16 protein-coding genes and 1 pseudogene are annotated in these 16,537 nt (G+C 45.3%); 6 read left to right on the top strand and 11 right to left on the bottom strand.

Features of this window, described 5'->3' with window-relative positions:
• The first annotated feature begins 44 nt into the window (after positions 1–44).
• Positions 45–1,685, top strand: coding sequence for an SWIM zinc finger family protein (locus tag ACIFOT_RS26505; protein ID WP_430070139.1), 1,641 nt, complete (start codon positions 45–47; stop codon positions 1,683–1,685).
• 392 nt (positions 1,686–2,077) lie between these two features.
• Entirely contained in the window at positions 2,078–4,981 is a 2,904-nt protein-coding gene (locus ACIFOT_RS26500) for a DEAD/DEAH box helicase (RefSeq protein ID WP_430070136.1), read from the top strand.
• A gap of 32 nt (positions 4,982–5,013) precedes the next feature.
• Here ACIFOT_RS26500 and ACIFOT_RS26495 read toward each other — a convergent pair whose 3' ends face one another.
• Entirely contained in the window at positions 5,014–5,925 is a 912-nt protein-coding gene (locus ACIFOT_RS26495) for a DMT family transporter (protein ID WP_430070134.1), read from the bottom strand.
• Positions 5,926–6,040: 115 nt separating this feature from the next.
• Between ACIFOT_RS26495 and ACIFOT_RS26490 the strand changes: the two genes are divergently transcribed.
• Complete coding sequence (locus ACIFOT_RS26490) at positions 6,041–7,432, top strand: PLP-dependent aminotransferase family protein (RefSeq protein ID WP_430070131.1); 1,392 nt, start codon at positions 6,041–6,043, stop codon at positions 7,430–7,432.
• Positions 7,433–7,436: 4 nt separating this feature from the next.
• Here the strand turns inward: ACIFOT_RS26490 and ACIFOT_RS26485 are convergent, their stop codons facing one another.
• From ACIFOT_RS26485 to ACIFOT_RS26470, 4 genes are all read right to left on the bottom strand, one after another.
• The gene (locus ACIFOT_RS26485; RefSeq protein ID WP_430070129.1) at positions 7,437–7,925 is read right to left on the bottom strand and encodes a DinB family protein; all 489 of its coding nucleotides are present in this window, start codon (positions 7,923–7,925) and stop codon (positions 7,437–7,439) included.
• Between the two features lie 96 nt (positions 7,926–8,021).
• Positions 8,022–8,795, bottom strand: coding sequence for a class I SAM-dependent methyltransferase (locus ACIFOT_RS26480; protein ID WP_430070126.1), 774 nt, complete (start codon positions 8,793–8,795; stop codon positions 8,022–8,024).
• Positions 8,796–9,121: 326 nt separating this feature from the next.
• On the bottom strand, positions 9,122–9,958 hold the full coding sequence (locus tag ACIFOT_RS26475; protein ID WP_430070124.1) for an aldo/keto reductase: 837 nt from the start codon (positions 9,956–9,958) through the stop codon (positions 9,122–9,124).
• Complete coding sequence (locus tag ACIFOT_RS26470; RefSeq protein ID WP_430070122.1) at positions 9,959–11,167, bottom strand: MFS transporter; 1,209 nt, start codon at positions 11,165–11,167, stop codon at positions 9,959–9,961.
• Between the two features lie 153 nt (positions 11,168–11,320).
• Between ACIFOT_RS26470 and ACIFOT_RS26465 the strand changes: the two genes are divergently transcribed.
• On the top strand, positions 11,321–11,692 hold the full coding sequence (locus tag ACIFOT_RS26465) for a winged helix-turn-helix transcriptional regulator (RefSeq protein WP_430070119.1): 372 nt from the start codon (positions 11,321–11,323) through the stop codon (positions 11,690–11,692).
• 149 nt (positions 11,693–11,841) lie between these two features.
• Here the strand turns inward: ACIFOT_RS26465 and ACIFOT_RS26460 are convergent, their stop codons facing one another.
• From ACIFOT_RS26460 to ssb, 4 genes and pseudogenes are all read right to left on the bottom strand, one after another.
• The gene (locus ACIFOT_RS26460; RefSeq protein ID WP_430070116.1) at positions 11,842–12,954 is read right to left on the bottom strand and encodes a 3D domain-containing protein; all 1,113 of its coding nucleotides are present in this window, start codon (positions 12,952–12,954) and stop codon (positions 11,842–11,844) included.
• A 151-nt stretch (positions 12,955–13,105) separates the two neighbouring features.
• Positions 13,106–13,534, bottom strand: coding sequence for a hypothetical protein (locus tag ACIFOT_RS26455; protein WP_430070113.1), 429 nt, complete (start codon positions 13,532–13,534; stop codon positions 13,106–13,108).
• A 270-nt stretch (positions 13,535–13,804) separates the two neighbouring features.
• Positions 13,805–14,032 carry a hypothetical protein gene (locus ACIFOT_RS26450; protein WP_430070110.1) on the bottom strand — a complete coding sequence of 76 codons (228 nt, stop codon included), beginning with the start codon at positions 14,030–14,032 and terminating at the stop codon, positions 13,805–13,807.
• A 184-nt stretch (positions 14,033–14,216) separates the two neighbouring features.
• Positions 14,217–14,537 (bottom strand): annotated as a pseudogene (gene ssb / locus ACIFOT_RS26445) (single-stranded DNA-binding protein); the annotation flags it as partial.
• A gap of 242 nt (positions 14,538–14,779) precedes the next feature.
• On the opposite strand from ssb, the gene ACIFOT_RS26440 reads away from it, so the two are divergent.
• Positions 14,780–15,214, top strand: a complete 435-nt coding sequence (locus ACIFOT_RS26440; protein ID WP_430070106.1) for a YwpF-like family protein — start codon at positions 14,780–14,782, stop codon at positions 15,212–15,214.
• Between the two features lie 88 nt (positions 15,215–15,302).
• The gene (locus tag ACIFOT_RS26435) at positions 15,303–15,560 is read left to right on the top strand and encodes a hypothetical protein (protein WP_430070103.1); all 258 of its coding nucleotides are present in this window, start codon (positions 15,303–15,305) and stop codon (positions 15,558–15,560) included.
• A gap of 33 nt (positions 15,561–15,593) precedes the next feature.
• On the opposite strand, the gene ACIFOT_RS26430 is transcribed toward ACIFOT_RS26435, so the two are convergent.
• The gene (locus ACIFOT_RS26430) at positions 15,594–15,941 is read right to left on the bottom strand and encodes a hypothetical protein (RefSeq protein WP_430070101.1); all 348 of its coding nucleotides are present in this window, start codon (positions 15,939–15,941) and stop codon (positions 15,594–15,596) included.
• A 122-nt stretch (positions 15,942–16,063) separates the two neighbouring features.
• Positions 16,064–16,498, bottom strand: coding sequence for a 3-hydroxyacyl-ACP dehydratase FabZ (gene fabZ, locus ACIFOT_RS26425; protein WP_223594799.1), 435 nt, complete (start codon positions 16,496–16,498; stop codon positions 16,064–16,066).
• Positions 16,499–16,537 lie beyond the last annotated feature (39 nt).

Raw genomic sequence — 16,537 nt, 5'->3', positions numbered from 1 at the left:
TTTTAAAAAACGTATTTATTTTTCAAATAAAGGGGGTCCCGGCCTTGGAGTCGATACCTGAAAATGAATTAATGGATTCCTTTACAGAGGAAATCCGGGATTTGCTGAGCCCGAATTCTGCGGAGGATGCGCGACTCGTCCAGAAAGGGCTTATGCTGTACCGGCAAGGACTGGTTACCCAATTACATAGAGAAAAAGATGAGGTTACGGCGGTTGTGCAGGATGTGACGCCGGTAAAGGTGTTGCTCGACCTTAGTTTTTATACGTTGAGTGAATGTTCATGTCCGCACGAGGGCTGGTGCCGGCACAAGATGGCTGTGTTTTTTGCGGCCTATTCGAAGGTGGGAAGTGTCTCGGACTGGGTGGCAGAATGGCGGGAACCGATGCAGGAGAAGAAGGCGCTCTCGGACTGGGGCATGCAGACAGCGAAGGATTTAATCAAGGCGAACGGTGTGCTGAAGCCGGATTACAGCCGCTGGGTGCACTCGTTTGAGGTCAGTTTTGATACCCTGCTCGCTTCAAAAAAATACACGAGTCCATACGTCATTCCCGAGTTGTTCGATATCTATTCTAGGCGTATCCATGCCAGTGCACCGGTTGAACAGGAATGGCGCATGCTCTATGACCTAATCGGGATTGTGGTTTCTTTCCGCAAACTTGCTGTGCTGACAGAGGAGCTGGGGCACGGTGAAGACATGGTTAAGCGCGTCTATCTTCATCTATTCCATAATTTAATGGATGACGCCGAAGAGCTGGTCGGCAAATTTGGTGTGCAATCGCTGCCGTTTGCCTTTGATGAGTTTATCGAGAAACTGAAGGACGATGCGTTCGAACTGCTGACCTGTGCTTCGGTGCTGGAATATGAACGGATCTACTTGTACCGTCTTCTGTGGGCCCAGCTTTTTAAAAAGAAGCCTTGGCGGGAGGCTGAATTGGAGAAGATTCAGGCACGCGGGAAGGAGCTTCAAGACTGGGAAAATCCTCTTCCGCTTGTGGCTGGGAGGATTCACTTGAATTTTCTGCTGCAAAACGATGAGCTGGCCTTGAAAATGCTCGGGATGGTTAACGATGCCACGCTCACGCCCTATCTGGTTTATTGGATTGACTATTTGAGTCAATTGAAAGCGTGGCGCCGCGTCGGGCCGGTGGTTGATTTATTTTTACAAAAAATAAAAGGGTATTTAGAGGTGTTGGGCGGGTATCGCAGCTGTACGACGTTCACAAGGACTGCGCTCCGGGCGATTGCCTCTTATTGCGCGGAAAACGACCGGGCGGACCTATATGAGCGAGCTTTGCTGCAGACGCTTCCTTACAGTTTTGCCGAGTATGAGTATTTGCTGTTTGAACGCGGGCAGTACGACCGCTGGGGCGAGCTCCATGCGTTTGCCGGTATGGAATTTTATGATTTACCGAAGGACCGGCTGAAAATCGTCGAGAAGGAGCGTCCGGAAGTGCTGTTGGCGATGCTCCACCAAACCGCCCAGCGCGAGATCGACCAGAAAAACCGGGCGAGCTACCGCATGGCCGTACGGCATCTGAAAAAACTCCGGACCCTATATAAAAAGCTGAAACGCGTCGACGACTGGCAATACTTTTTGGATACCCTGATGGAACGCACCAAAAGATTGCGGGCATTTCATGAAGAATGCCAGCGGAGCAAGTTAATTGAGGTTTCAACCGAATAGTGCCACGTGGTGTCAGGCACCGTTCGTGGACATTTTTGTCGTTTTGTCCGCGTGGAGTGGACATGATGAATAGATTATTTTGATTCGCAAAGAAGATACCCGAAGTCACCTATTTTTTATGAAAAAAGTAGTTTGGGGTGTGTTTCTAGAGGATTTTTCTACAAAACTTGGATAGATGATTTTTTACTTTATTGAGGTTTTGTCTATTTTTTGAAGGGTTTTGTCTATTTTTTCAGTGGTTTTGTCTATTTTTTTGGTGACTTTGTCTATTTTTTAATAGCTTTTGTCTATTTTTCAATGTGTTTTGTACATTTAGACATTATTTGGAAAATCCATCCCCTCCAAATAGCCGTCTATGATGTCCTTCCCAACTTAAAGGAGTTTACATATCGATGCTTAAAACAAGGTTTATGAAATTGCTGACAACTAAATTAGGTGAAGACCGATTTTTCCTTACGGCTCAGGATGAGCATGGCAACAACATGGACCCATCCATCTGGAAGAATCTCGTTTTCAGCAGCCATGCGGAAAGCTTCTTCGGAACACTCCTTGAGACTGAGACAGTTGACGATGCCCACGGTGTGGCGGTCAGCGGCTGGCAGCTGGTCTCCCTTTTTGCCAAGGAGTCGTTCAACCGCTTTATTGAATGGGACTGGAATGAGCAATCCGAGATTTGCCTGGCCGCGGCTCATTCCCTGCATGAAGGCATCTTGGAAAAAGACTGGCTCCCCGACTTCTCGGTCTGGGAGAACGGTGATTTCCGCTGGAAGCTGCCAGAACGGGTCCAGGATGAGTTTGATCCGTCTTTTTGGGAACAAGAGGTCGAACCAAATGCATCACAATCCACACGCACCTACATTTCTGATTTGTACAATAGCGCGCTCGATGCCTATCTCACTAGGAATTCAGCAATGAAAGAGCTATTCGGACCAAAGCTCGACCTCCTGAAAAAGCAAAATATCTCTGGCGGTGAGCTGGCCCGCTATTTTGATGAAGAAAGCTGGCTCGAGTGGGTGGGTATTAAGGAAAGCGACACCCCCTTCACCATCGGCCTCCGTCTGGATGAACCAATTGAAGGCGAAGGCGCCTGGACGCTGGATGTCTTTTTGCGCGGTAAGAAAAATACCGATGAGGTTTATGATATTGAAGGAGTCGCGAAAATCCCGGCGAAGTGGCGGCCATTTTTAGAAAAAGTGGACCGCGAACAAGGGCGCTGGATTAAGCTGATTCCATGGCTTAGCGAGGACGGTTATTTCAAAACACACCTTACCGAGGAAGAAGCGTGGATGTTTTTAACGGAGGCAAGTGAGACGCTGCTTGCGCTCGATGTCGAGATTCTCCTCCCTTCCTGGTGGCAGGCAATGAAAAATGCCAACCTCAAGGTGAAAGCGTCGCTGAAAGGAACGTCCAGCCACCGTCCTTCGTTCGTCGGGCTGCAGGCCATGCTTGACTTTAACTGGCGCTTTTCGATGAATGGAGTCGATCTGTCCGAAGAAGAGTTCGGCAAGCTGGTCGAGGAAAAAAGACGGCTCGTGTATATCCGCGGCCGCTGGGTGAAGCTCGATCCGCAGTTTATTCGCCAAATTCAAGATTTGATGAAACGGGCTGAAAAAGAAGGCCTGCATGTCCGCGATTTGCTGGAGCAAGAGCTGGTTGAAGCGGGTGAATCAGAGGATGAACTGGAAAATCCGAAGGCGTTTGCGAAAATTCAAATTGAGCTGAACCGTCAATGGAAACAAATGATGAAGCAGCTGTCCGAGGTGCACGAAATACCGCTTGTAGACGTGCCTGCCGGGCTGAACGGCGAGCTCCGCCCTTACCAGCAGCTCGGAATGAGCTGGCTTTGGTTTCTACGTCAATACGGATTTGGCGCCACTCTCGCCGACGACATGGGCCTCGGCAAAACCGTCCAGCTCATCTCCTATTTATTGAAAGTAAAGGATGAGGAGGCCGTGGTGCCTGACAAGCTTGACGCCGTTCCCACTGCACGGAGCAGAAAAACGAAGGACGAGGCACCTGCGAAAACTCCGACAAAGGCGGCGCTGATCATCTGTCCGACCTCTGTGCTTGGAAACTGGCAGAAGGAGCTCGAGCGCTTTGCTCCGGAGATGAACGTCTACCTCCACTACGGTTCGAATCGCCTGAAAGAGGAGGCTTTTTCCGAAAAAGTCCAAGATGCCGACGTCGTGCTCACTTCCTATGGTTTGAGCCACCTCGATTCCGAGGAGTTCGAGTCCCAGCAGTGGAGCTCCATTGCCATCGATGAAGCGCAGAACATCAAAAACGCGCAGACGAAACAATCGAAGGCGGTTCGCAAGCTGCGCGGCCGCCACCACATCGCATTGACGGGAACACCGATGGAAAACCGACTATCCGAGCTGTGGTCGATTTTTGATTTTACCAATCACGGCTATCTTGGCAGCCTGGGCCAATTCCAAAAGCGGTTCGTGATTCCGATTGAAAAAGATGAGAAAAAGGAAAAAGTGCAGCAGCTGCAATCGTTGATTCGGCCGTTCCTGCTGCGCCGCACGAAAAAGGATGAAGAGGTCGCCCTCAACCTCCCAGACAAACTCGAGCAGAAAGAATACTGCCCGCTCACGGCCGAGCAGGCCTCATTGTACGAGCAGCTCATCCATGACACCTTTGCGGAAATTGAAAAATTGTCCGGCTTCGAGCGCAAGGGGTTAATTTTACAAATGCTTAGCCGCTTAAAACAGCTGTGCAACCACCCTGCCCTTTATTTAAAAGAAAAATCGGCTGACAGGCAGCTCCTAGACCGCTCCAATAAAATGGAGAAGCTGGTCGAATTGATTGAGGCGGTACTCGAGCAAGGCGAAAGCTGTCTGATTTTCACGCAATACATTGAAATGGGTGAAATGATTCGAAGCACGTTGAAAAAGAACTTTGGCATCGAGGTGCCGTTCCTCAATGGCAGCGTATCGAAAACGCAGCGTGACGATATGATTGAACGATTCCAAAATGGCGAGTTCCCAGTATTCTTGCTGTCATTAAAAGCTGGCGGAACCGGCTTAAACCTAACGGCAGCGAATCACGTCATCCACTACGACCGCTGGTGGAATCCGGCCGTTGAGAACCAGGCCACCGACCGTGCCTACCGCATCGGCCAATCGCGTTTCGTCCACGTGCATAAGCTGATCTGCACCGGGACACTCGAGGAAAAAATCGACGCCATGCTCGAGAAGAAGCAATTTTTAAACGACCAAATTATTCAAAGCGAAAACTGGATCACCGAGCTGTCCACGGATGAACTAAAGGATTTGGTGAATTTAGGATAAAATAGGGACCCTATTCGAAAAGGGTCCCTTACCTATTTTTTAAAAGAAAAACTTCTAACGCCTCGAAAATCAGCCCATTTAAAATTAACTAACACCGTTCCAACAATAATCGTCAACGTCCCGAGCGCGGTCAGCCAAGAAATATATTCATCATAGAAAATCACGCCGAGGATCACGGCAATCAATGGTGAGATATACAGCCATGTCGAAGGAAAAACTGGATTGGTCCGTGAGACCAGCCAATAAAAAATGGTATGGCCGATCATCGAACCAAAAATCGTCAAATAAACAAGGGAGCCAATGGAAGCCGGACTTAACAGTTTTTCGGGCTGAATATCCTGGGTAAACAAAGACAACAGGATTAATAGGATCCCGCCATGCATCATTTGCGCTGCATTCAAGGCAATCGGCGATACCGTTTCAAATTTTTGGACGACCCGCTTTGTATAAATCGCCCCTGTTGCATAAAAAACCTCTCCAATTAAAATGGCGAAACAGCCAATCATCCAAAAGTGGTTTAATTCGATTGAAAAACTAGGCAGGATTAACAGCGTGACCCCCATTAGCCCCACCATACAGCCAATAAAGGATTGCCGGTTCCCTTTTTGTTTTAAAATCAAGGTCTGAATCACTAAAATCATCATCGGGCCTGTCGCCGATAAAACAGCAGCAATCCCAGATGTCACATATTGTTCTGCCCAATAAAGCGTTGCAAACGTCCCAAACGTTAAACAAATTCCGGTAAAAAACATTTCTTTCCGGAATAACAGCCGCAGCGATATTTTTTCTTTCCAAATCATGAAGCCAAACAGCAATAGGCCTGCCAGAAAGAAACGGAGGCCTGCTGATAAAAATGGAGGCACCCCTGCATCCACGCCAATTTTAATCCCCAGAAACGTCGTTCCAAAAATCAAACACATCAAAATATAATTCATTATAATCATTCCTGTAACTCCTCCTTTTTTTCTATCATAAAAGAAGGGCATTAGAACAGATGGAATCAAATAGAACAGATTGGCCGGAATCGTGGTACAATCGCATTACAGAGGAGGTGTAGATGTGAAGCCGCTTTTTCAAGAAGTTTATGATTATGTGCTGAACCGAATCGAACGCGGAGAATGGAAAGAACATGACAAACTGCCCTCCGTCCGAAAGTTAGCATCTGAAATGGATATTCACCGATTAACAGTCTTAAAGGCTTACCAATTACTGAAACAAGACGGCAAAGTATATGTAAAAGATAAAGCCGGCTATTTCGTTGAGCCGGATGGAACGGAAAACCTGGAACATTTCGATAACCCTATCGTTTCCGCCTATGTAAAAAAGAATCACTTGTCGGAAATCCACCAATCACCGGTTTCCTATCAATTTTCTCAGGCGTTGATTGATCCTAATCTTTTGCCGAATCATTTCCTTTCCGATTATGTGAAGCACGTGTTTGACCTTTATCCAAAGGTCCTTGCCACCTATTCGACTGTGCAGGGGGATTTAGTGCTGCGCGAGGTCCTTAGTCAATATTTCATCAGCCGCTATAAAACCCATCTCGTTGCCGATCATCTGTTAATCACTTCCGGCTCCCAGCAAGCGATTCATTTAGTTGCACAAGCTTTGATTAAGCCGGGGGACGTTGTACTGTTTGAACGTCCGAGTTATAGTGCGGCGATTGACCTTTTTCGAGCATATGGAGCAAAAATCGAAGCGGTGGATATCCATCCGGATGGGTACGATTTAGCGGAGGTTGAACTATTTTTAAAAAATAATAAACCGCGCCTGTTTTATCTCAACCCAACATTCCATAACCCGACCGGCTATACGGTTCCCGCCTGGCAGCGCAAAAAGTTGGTCGAATTGGCGGAACAATATCGCTGTCTTTTAATTGAGGACGATGCCTATCATGACATCTATTTCGACCAGGCCCCGCCGCCGCCCATTTACACATTTGATACGGCCGGGACAGTCATTTACATCCGAAGCTTTTGCAAGTATATTTCACCAGGTTTGCGAATTGCCGCGGTTATTTGCCAATCATCGTTAATGAAATCACTTATCACGGTAAAATCATTATCGGATAATGGCTCGCCGCTTCTTAATCAAAAAATATTCCTCCATTATTTTTCATCCGTAAGATTGCAGCAGCACTTGGAGAAACTCCGGATCGCCCTGCAAATTCGAAAAGAAATTATGGAGGAAGCTTTGAAGGCAACCGACTGGCACTGGATCAGTCCTAATGGCGGCCTGAATTTATGGGTGAAGCTGCCCAATCATCTTTCTACAGAACTACTATTGACCAAAAGTATTGAGCAATCGATTTCCTTTGTGCCGGGTCAAGTTTGTGATCCCTTAAAACAGCCATCCTCCTGGATTCGGTTAAGTTATTCTTACGTCAATGAAAAGCAGCTGCGTGAAGGTATAGGTAAGTTTGTGGAAGTGGCACAATCACTTTTGGAGTGATTCATCAATCTTCAGTCCCTAAAACATCTGTATTAGGCGATTCATAACCCATCTGGCGCATCATCGCGACAATTTGACCTTTATGATGGTATTCGTGTGTGATGGTATGCATAAGCAATTTGGCTGGCGTGATGGTGAGCGGTTCTGGTGTTTCTCTCCAAGGGATGTTCCTTTGTATCGGCTCATTCAATTGATTCCCGAGTAATTCTAATAACTCGTTGACATACGAATCAGCCTGTTCAAAGCGTGCTATTATTTCATTTACATTCATTTTTGACAAGTCTTCTTTTGAGGTTAACGGCTTTTTTGTTTTTAATAAAACAAATGAGCCAATCCATGCGTGATAGCAATCGGCTATATGTACCAATGTGTCTCTCACACTTTGAAAGCCAAATCCATTTTGGAGGGTAAAATCCTCGGGTTCCAGCTCCTTGCAAAAGTCGAGTAATATTTGCCGGGTCTGTTGGACCCAGGCATATTCGTTTTGATGCATAGGTACACCTGCTTTCTTAGAATGACTTTCTTTAACGTGTCTTTTTTTGTGGCCTGCTGTCCCAAAAAGGTCCTGATATTTTGAATCGGCGGCACATCATTCTTTTACTCCTACTACTCGAATTCTCTTATAATCGGCGTGCCATTGACCATTTTGGTATAAAACTTCTTTGAGAGCTTTTTCAACTCTGTTCATGATTAATGCTTTTGTTTCCGCTGATAAGCCTTCGAACATACTGAATGCGAACATTTCAATCCAATTTCTTAATCCATTCTCACCTTCCAGTGGTGTTGGTCGATCGTAATGCTGCGCCAGAGTTACTCGAAACCCAACCTGTTCCATAAGGGCTGCATATTCACCGATGCTTGGATAGTACCAAGGGAATTGGCCGCTCCTAAAATCAATCCCATAGATTCTTAATTGGTTGATGATTTCGTCTGTGATCGTTTGAACATTGCCCTTCCCCCCGAACTCCGCAACAAACCTTCCCCCCTGCTTTAAGGCATGATAGATACCTTGTAAGGCCGGTTTCGGCTCTTTTACCCAGTGAAGCGTTGCATTAGAAAAGACAGCATCAAATTCGTTGGTAAAAGGCAGGCTCACTGCATCCTCCACGTTAAAGATTATGTCTGGGTATTTATTTTGCGCCTGCTGGACCATATTCTCCGATTTATCAATGCCAATAATATGGACACCGATTTGATGCAGATTGTTCGCTAAATCCCCTGTACCGCAGCCTAGATCAAGGATGCTTTCACCTTGCTGAGGTGCGAGCAGTTTGACCAGGTCCTCACCATACTGAGAAACAAAAGCATGCTTACTGTCATATAAACTGGCATTCCAACTATCCGCTTTTACCGTTTCAGCCATTTCCCACTCCCCCAAATTCAAACAGATTTATCTCCAAACAAATATAACAGAAAATTAGAAAAATTACTCTCTTCAAGTTTGGTGTCAGGCACCATCTGTGGACATTTGTCCTTGTACGGTGAACACAAAAAAGGACCCGGCGATGGTTTCCGGAGTCCTTTTTTGTAGTTGTGATTTTTTGATTCCGCGAGTTTTAGGGTAATTTCCGCGGATTTTATTGTTTATCTCGCGGATTTTCAGTGGAATTCCGCGAACTTTTGTACTAATTCCGCGAAGTTCACAATTTATTCCGCCACTGTCACAATGAATAGAACCCAGTTTCCCCTTTAAAAATCAAAATTATCAGGATCTGGTCCGACACGGTGGTTTTGGTTTAATTCATCGATCCTTTGCATATCCTCATCCGAAAGTTCAAAGTCAAACACCTGCGAGTTTTCGATGATGCGGTGCTCCTTGACCGATTTTGGGATCGTGACGACGCCATTCTGCAGGTCCCAGCGCAAAATCACCTGTGCTGCCGATTTTCCGTATTTGCCTGCGATTTCCCCCAAAATTTCATTATCCAGCAGCCCACCTTGCATTAAAGGGGACCACGCTTCAAGCTGGATTCCGTGCTCCCGGCAAAACGCCTGGACTTCTTTTTGGGTTAAGCGCGGATGGTATTCCACCTGGTTTACCATTGGTTTAATCTCCGCATCGGCCATCAACTCTTCAAGATGGTGAACCTGGAAATTACTCACGCCTATCGCCCGAACCCGGCCGTCCTTATACAGCTTTTCCAATGCCCGCCAAGCTTCCTTGAATTTACCCTCAACCGGCCAGTGCACCAAGTATAAATCTAAATACTCTAACCCAAGCTTTTCCAGGCTTCTTTCGTATGCAGCAATGGTCGCTTCGTATCCAAGATCGGCATTCCAAACCTTAGAGGTGACAAATAATTCCTCGCGCGTAATCCCTGCCTCAGCAAGCCCCTCACGAATTCCTTCTCCTACTCCCGCTTCGTTTTCATAAATCGCTGCTGTATCGATGCTGCGATAGCCATGCTTGATCGCAGACTTCACTGAATTCACCAGAACAGGGCCTTCCTCCACTTTAAATACTCCTAAACCAAACCATGGCATTTTTACACCGTTATTTAGTATTGTTGTTGTTTGTAAGTTCATTTAACAAACCTCCTCTAATTTTGAAAAACTAAGGTCACGCCGCTCCAGGGAACGGCTCCAACCTGTTAAGATAACAGCCCCAAAAACCATCAATGCTCCGATCCATGTGGTATGGATGAGCCCGATAGAATCGGTGATTGCTCCTCCCAAGAAGGACCCAATCGCGATGCCTGCGTTAAATGCGGCAATGTTCAGGGCGGACGCCACATCAACAGCACTCGGCACGAAACGTTCCGCCAACATTACAACATAAACTTGCAGGCCTGGGACGTTCATAAAAGCAAGCAGTCCCATCAAAATAATCGTGATTAAGCCAGCAGTTTTAAATGGGGCTGTAAACATCAAGGCAAAAAGCACGAGGGCATGGACGATAAACATATAGAATAAGGCGCTGATTGGATTGCGGTTCGACAGCTTCCCGCCGACCATGTTTCCAATCGCAATGGCCACACCGTATACGAGTAAAATAACTGCAACGGTTCCTTCTTTAAAACCAGTTATATCCTGGAGCAATGGCGATAAATAGGTGAATACAACGAATGTCCCGCCATATCCAAGCGCCGTGATGCTGAAAAGTAATAAAAGCCGGCTATTGGTCAAGGGCTTGAACTGATTGCGAAGGCTTGTCTGAGTTCCTTTTTTCAAAAAAGAAGGAACGAGTGCAAGGTTCGCGACCAATCCGATGACGCCAACTGCCACAATCAGGACGAAAGCGAGCCTCCAGCCGAATTGCTGTCCGATGAAGGTTCCGAACGGCACGCCGGTCACAGTGGCAACGGTAAGGCCGGAGAACATGATCGAGATGGCGCTCGCACGTCGGTTTGCCGGAACAAGGTCCGCGGCGATGGTTGAGCCAATGGACATAAAGACGCCGTGCGACAGGGCTGAAATCACGCGTGCAGCCAGCAGAACGCTGATGGTGGTGGCGGTGGCGGCGATGCCGTTGCCGATGATAAAAATAATCATGATCCACAGCAGCAACGTTTTACGTGACATGCGTGATGTCAAAGATGTTAAGACCGGGGCGCCGAATGTGACCCCGAGTGCGTATAAGGAAACCGTCAGTCCTGCGGTGGTGACGGATATGTGTAAATCTTTGGCGATCAGCGGCAGAAGGCCGACGCTGATAAATTCGGTGGTTCCGATGGCAAAGGCACTCACAGCTAAGGCCAGCAGCGCCAACGTGCTTTGTTTTTTATTTAAAGGCATTGATGCTTCCTCCTCTTGCTTGTTTTTTAACTTACAAATGTTATTATGGGATATATGCAAGTAATAAGGAAGTACGCACTTTAAAGTGCTATAGATACCTTGAAGTAATATAGGTACTTTTTAGTGCCTATCAACTAGGAGGATGGACCGGCTATGGAAAAAAAGAAGTACAATATATCAGTTGAAGCGACGCTTGAGGTAATCGGGGGAAAATGGAAGTGCGTCATCCTTTGTCATTTAACGCACGGAAAAAAGCGAACCAGCGATTTGAAGCGGCTGATGCCGAACATTACGCAAAAAATGCTGACTCAGCAATTGCGGGAGCTGGAAGAGGACGGCGTAATCAATCGGATTGTTTATAATCAGGTTCCGCCAAAGGTGGAATACGAGTTGAGCGAATACGGCTCGAGCCTGGAGGGGATTCTGAATTCACTTTGCGACTGGGGCGAAAAGCACATCACCAAAGTCTACGGCGACAAATTCTCCGTCCTTGAGGACAACATCCTGAACCAGGACCTAAAGTAAATGATGCAGAAAGTGCAACCTATATCCATTCCACATGGACAAAATCGGATAAATGTCCACGATTGGTGCCTGATACCACGGGCAATGAACATCCAAATAACAAAAAAAGAGACCCACAACCCTAAAAGTTTGTGGATCTCTTCTGAATTCTATTGCATAATAATGACTTTTACTGTTTTTCTGCCCCATGCTAAAGCTTTAGATTGGGAAGGCATAAACACGTCGATTTTGTGTCCTTTGATAGCGCCGCCCGTATCGCCTGCAATGGCTTCACCATAGCCCTCTACCCACACTCTGCTTCCGAGCGGGATGACACTTGGGTCAACGGCAATTATTTTTAGATTTGGATTGGCCTTTAAATTGTAGCCCATAGTAGTTATACCTGAACATCCCGCGCAGGAAGCAGTATATGCGGATGCCGATACATACATCTCTTTACCCTTAACCCCTGCCGCTGGTTTGCTTTGAGCTGGAGCTGATACTGGTCGCGCTTTTACCGGTGCTGCTTCGCTGGCAATCTTCGCTTGGATGTCTTTCATCTGTGATTCAATGCCGGCCTTTTCCTGCTCGGCTAGTGCCATTTGCTGTACAATTTGACTTAATTTTTGCTGCATAGCAGTTAAGGCTTGCTGTCTCTTTTGAAGATTTTGATCAAGCTCTGCCTGCTGCTTCGCAAGTACGTTTTGATCTTCTTCTAATTTCTGTTCTTGTCTATCAATCTCTTTTTTATCGTCTTCAATCTTCTGAAGATCTTCTTTTTGTGCTGTTAAAATATCTTTATCCGCGTCCATTAAAGCAGATGCCGCACTTGCACGCTGAATGAATTCAGAGATGCTGTCAGATTCAAAGAAAAGGTTTATCACAAGGCTCACGCTATCGTTCTGCTGAAGCGCGACTGCCCTTTGTTTCATAATGCCTTTGCGGGCAAGGATTTTATCCTCTAGGGCGACGATTTCTTCTTTCTTCTTTTCAATCAACTGGTTGGTGGCATCTATTTTCTTTTGCGTATTAGCCATTGATTCTTTGTTTTGTGTAATAAATGTATATAGAGATTGTAATTCTTGCTGAATATTCTCGATTTCTTTATTAACGGTTTGTTTTTCTTGTGCTTTTTGCTCTACTAATCTTTGTTTTTCCTCAAGCTGCTGCTTAGCATTATGTAGGGCTTGGCTATTTGTTTGTGCATATGTAACCATTGTACCAGATTCACAAAACACAAGTGTAAGTAACACGAGAATGATACGCTTTATTGTCGTTTGCATACGTTTTCTCCCTTCCTTAGTACTATAGTTATACCAGAACAATGTACCAGTTATGTTACAAATAGATTAAAAGAGTATCACAAATTGTCATAATACAAAGGAAAGTGTCAATTCTGTGTCATAACAGTGTCAGTTTTTCGAACTCATCTTTTTAAATATATGTATCTTCGACTTCATCTTCCTCCAGTTCCTTTTCCTCCGACAAGACGCGCACCTTTTTTCTTTTTCGCGCACTTGTTTTTCCACTCGGGAAAAAGCTTAAGTAGGACACCTTGTCTCCTTCCTTGACGGCAAAGTTGTGAAAAAGGTCGAATACTTCTGTTTCAGTTAAATGGCGATGACTCGAAAAAATTTGCAGGGATTGCTTTTGGTAGATAAGATGAATGTTGGAATCATAGAAGTGGATTTGAATGTTTGCCTTGCTGTCAAGCGGGATTGATTGATAGGATGGGGTCTTAGGTGATTGCGGTGATTGACTTGAAAGTAAGATGGCATCGAAAAAGCTGGGCTTTCTTATGAACTTCAGGTTTTTCTTACACTTTTTTTCTCCAATAAAAATTAATGAATTTCTACTCTTCAAGCAAAATCCCCCTTAATATTACATTTATATACATTATTCGACGATAATTTAAATCTTTCCTTCCATGTAAAGAAAAAAAGTAACATCAAAGAAGCCGCTGACACGTGTTCAGCGGCTTCTTTTAAAAAAAACAGGGGGGTTTTTTATTTAGTTTGCCCAAAAGATTATTTTTTATACAAAAAAATTCCGGCAATCAACTGTTGCCGGAATCCAGAATTGGGGATGGTCTCGAAGACATGATTGATTTTCTTTTACTGGGGAAATCGTTGGTTAGCTTATGGGAAATGGAATGTTTTTCGAGCTTTTATGCGGGTAATTGGAGTGGATTCTAAGGGGGCCTCTTTCCCTGATTTCAAGCTGTTCCTCTAAAATGAGACATTCCAGCTGACTAACACGCTTTTGCAGGCTGTCGACATTGTGATTGGCTTTTCCAACCATTTTGATCAAACTTTCTAGCAGCTGCTCTAAGTTGGCAGTAACTTTATTGTTAAAATCCAATGGAGACTTCCTCCCTTCTTTGCTCTGGCGCAGAATCACGGCTTTGTTCTGGCACAAACTCATGTCTTGGCTCTGGGACTGGACCCCGTCCTAGCTCAGGAACAAACTCTTGTCTTGGCTTTGGAATTGGCTCGCGCCTAGGCTCCGGCACAGCTTCACGTCTCTGCTCTGGCACGATGTCGCGCTGCGGCTTGGCGCTTAGGAAGCGCACGGATTCCGCGATAACTTCAGTAACGTACACTCTCTTTCCCTCTTTTTCATAATGGCGGGTTTGCAGACGGCCAGTTACCCCCAGCACAGCTCCCTTTCGACAATATTTACACGTATTTTCGGCAGCATTCCGCCAAAGGGTGCATTGGACAAAATCAGCTTCGAACTCCCCATTGTGGTTGCGATAGTGGCGATTCACCGCTAAGGTAATGTGGGTTACATGGGTCCCTTCCGTCGTCGTCTTTAATTCCGGATCCCTCGTCAGCCTGCCGACAAGGGTGACTTGATTAATCATGTTTTCAACTCCTTCGCATTTGATGGTTTCATCATACGCTCCGGGCCCGCCGCCTGTAAAACCGCGTTAAGGTCTTTTTCGAGACTGTTTTTGCTCAAATAACTGTTTTTACAGGGGGTTTTTGTCAAGGCAAGCAGTTCGTTTTGCAACAAAAGCGGATATTCCTAATTTCGACAAATATTTTTCGACATTTGCTTTCTTTTAGCGTATGTTATAATTAGGTAAAATAAACACAGGAGGTTATGATGAAATCGTTTAAGTTATTCTCGTTGGAAGTTGTGGAAGATGACACTTCGGTTGAAGTCCCGTTAGAAGATGGCTTGATTCTCAATAAAGAAGACGAACGCTCCACCTGGCTGATGGAGGCTTATACTGATCTCTCCCTCTATGATTATTTCAAAAACATTTTCGAGCAAAAACGCGACATCATTGTCGAAGCGGTTATCACAAAAAAGGAGAACGCCCCTGCGTTTTTCCAAACGAAAATTAGCTCGTTAACGAAATTTGAAAAGCACATCAGCGTCTTATTTGAAGGCCATCTGCGCCGTAATAAAAGCGACTATTCCGAGCTCTTGCTCGAAAATCTGCTTCAAAAAGGACTCGAGGGTCCGGCCCTTCTTAACGAATTTAAGGAAAAAATGAAGAGCAAGCCAAAGCTTAAAGTGAAGAACACTTAGTCTAAGACCAGTCCCCGGACTGGTTTTATACATTGTTTCCCCATTCCTAAAACATACTAAGAATATAGGCCTAAAGGAGTGAAACGTTTTGAGTGGTACAATCAGTTTACTAATTGCAATTGCATTTGCGGTTTACTTGTTTATTGATGCTCCCAAGCATAATAAAAGTCGCTGGCTTTGGGCCATCTTAGGATTTATTTTTGGACCAATTGCTCTGGGGATTTACTTGATTCAAACTGGCCGTAAGGTGCTGGGCTGGATTATTACCATTGTCGTTGGATTGGGTTATATCTTAATGATTATATTGGTCGTTCTGGGCGCAGTTCTTTTTGCGAAAGGAATGTAAGAAGGGACAAGCCGCTCGGGCTGTCCCTTTTTCTTATTCGTCTTTATTATCCCGGTCGTTGCGGTCAATATCATCCTCGATTATTTCTTCTCGTGGAGTATTATTGTCCTTCGATGGGTCTTTATCCGTCGGTCTGTTTTTGTCCTCGGATTCCGGATAGTGGTCTCGGTCAATGAGATTATTATCGTTTAAATCATTGTTACGGTTATTCAAATTATTTTCGTATCTGTCATTAACCCCATCATTGTCCAAATCGTTATCAATTCTGTTATTGGTTGGCGGTGGAGGATTCTGATCATTATCATTATTACAACCAGCTAACCCTAACAGCATTGCGGATAATATTGACCCTGTAAACAAAAGCAGCAATCTTTTCTTCAAGGCGAATGGCCCCTTTCAACTAATATTTGACCTTGCCATGGTCTGATATTAGTTTCTCCAGCGCCTGAAAAATCTTTTATGGCATTTTTTTGAAAAAAAAAGACCAGGAACCAAGTCCCGGCCTATTCCTTTTTGTCCCCCAACGCAAAAGTGATTTCCGCTTCGCAGGCGACTTCGCCATCAACGGAGGCAACGGCTTTTCCTTTTCCGATTGGTCCGCGCAGACGAATGATTTCCACTTCAAGGCGAAGCTGGTCGCCAGGTTTTACCTGCTTTTTAAAGCGGCAGCCGTCTATTCCCGCAAAAAAGGCTAACCGGCCGCGGTTTTCTTCTTTTTTCAACATGGCCACTGCACCAACCTGTGCAAGTGCTTCGACGATTAATACACCAGGCATTACTGGATAATCGGGAAAATGGCCATTAAAAAATTCTTCATTGGCGGAAACATTTTTAATGCCTACCGCACGAACGCCTTCTTCCACTTCTAAAATGCGGTCAACCAATAAAAATGGGTATCTGTGCGGGATAATTTCTTTAATTTGATCGATATCAAGCATCGAATTAGTACCTCCTACTAGTATCTCGTATTTATTTCC

This window comes from Neobacillus sp. NRS-1170 (assembly GCF_050468025.1).
The sequence above is the reverse complement of the archived record's forward strand: the minus strand, read 5'-3'. Positions and strand labels throughout refer to the sequence as shown.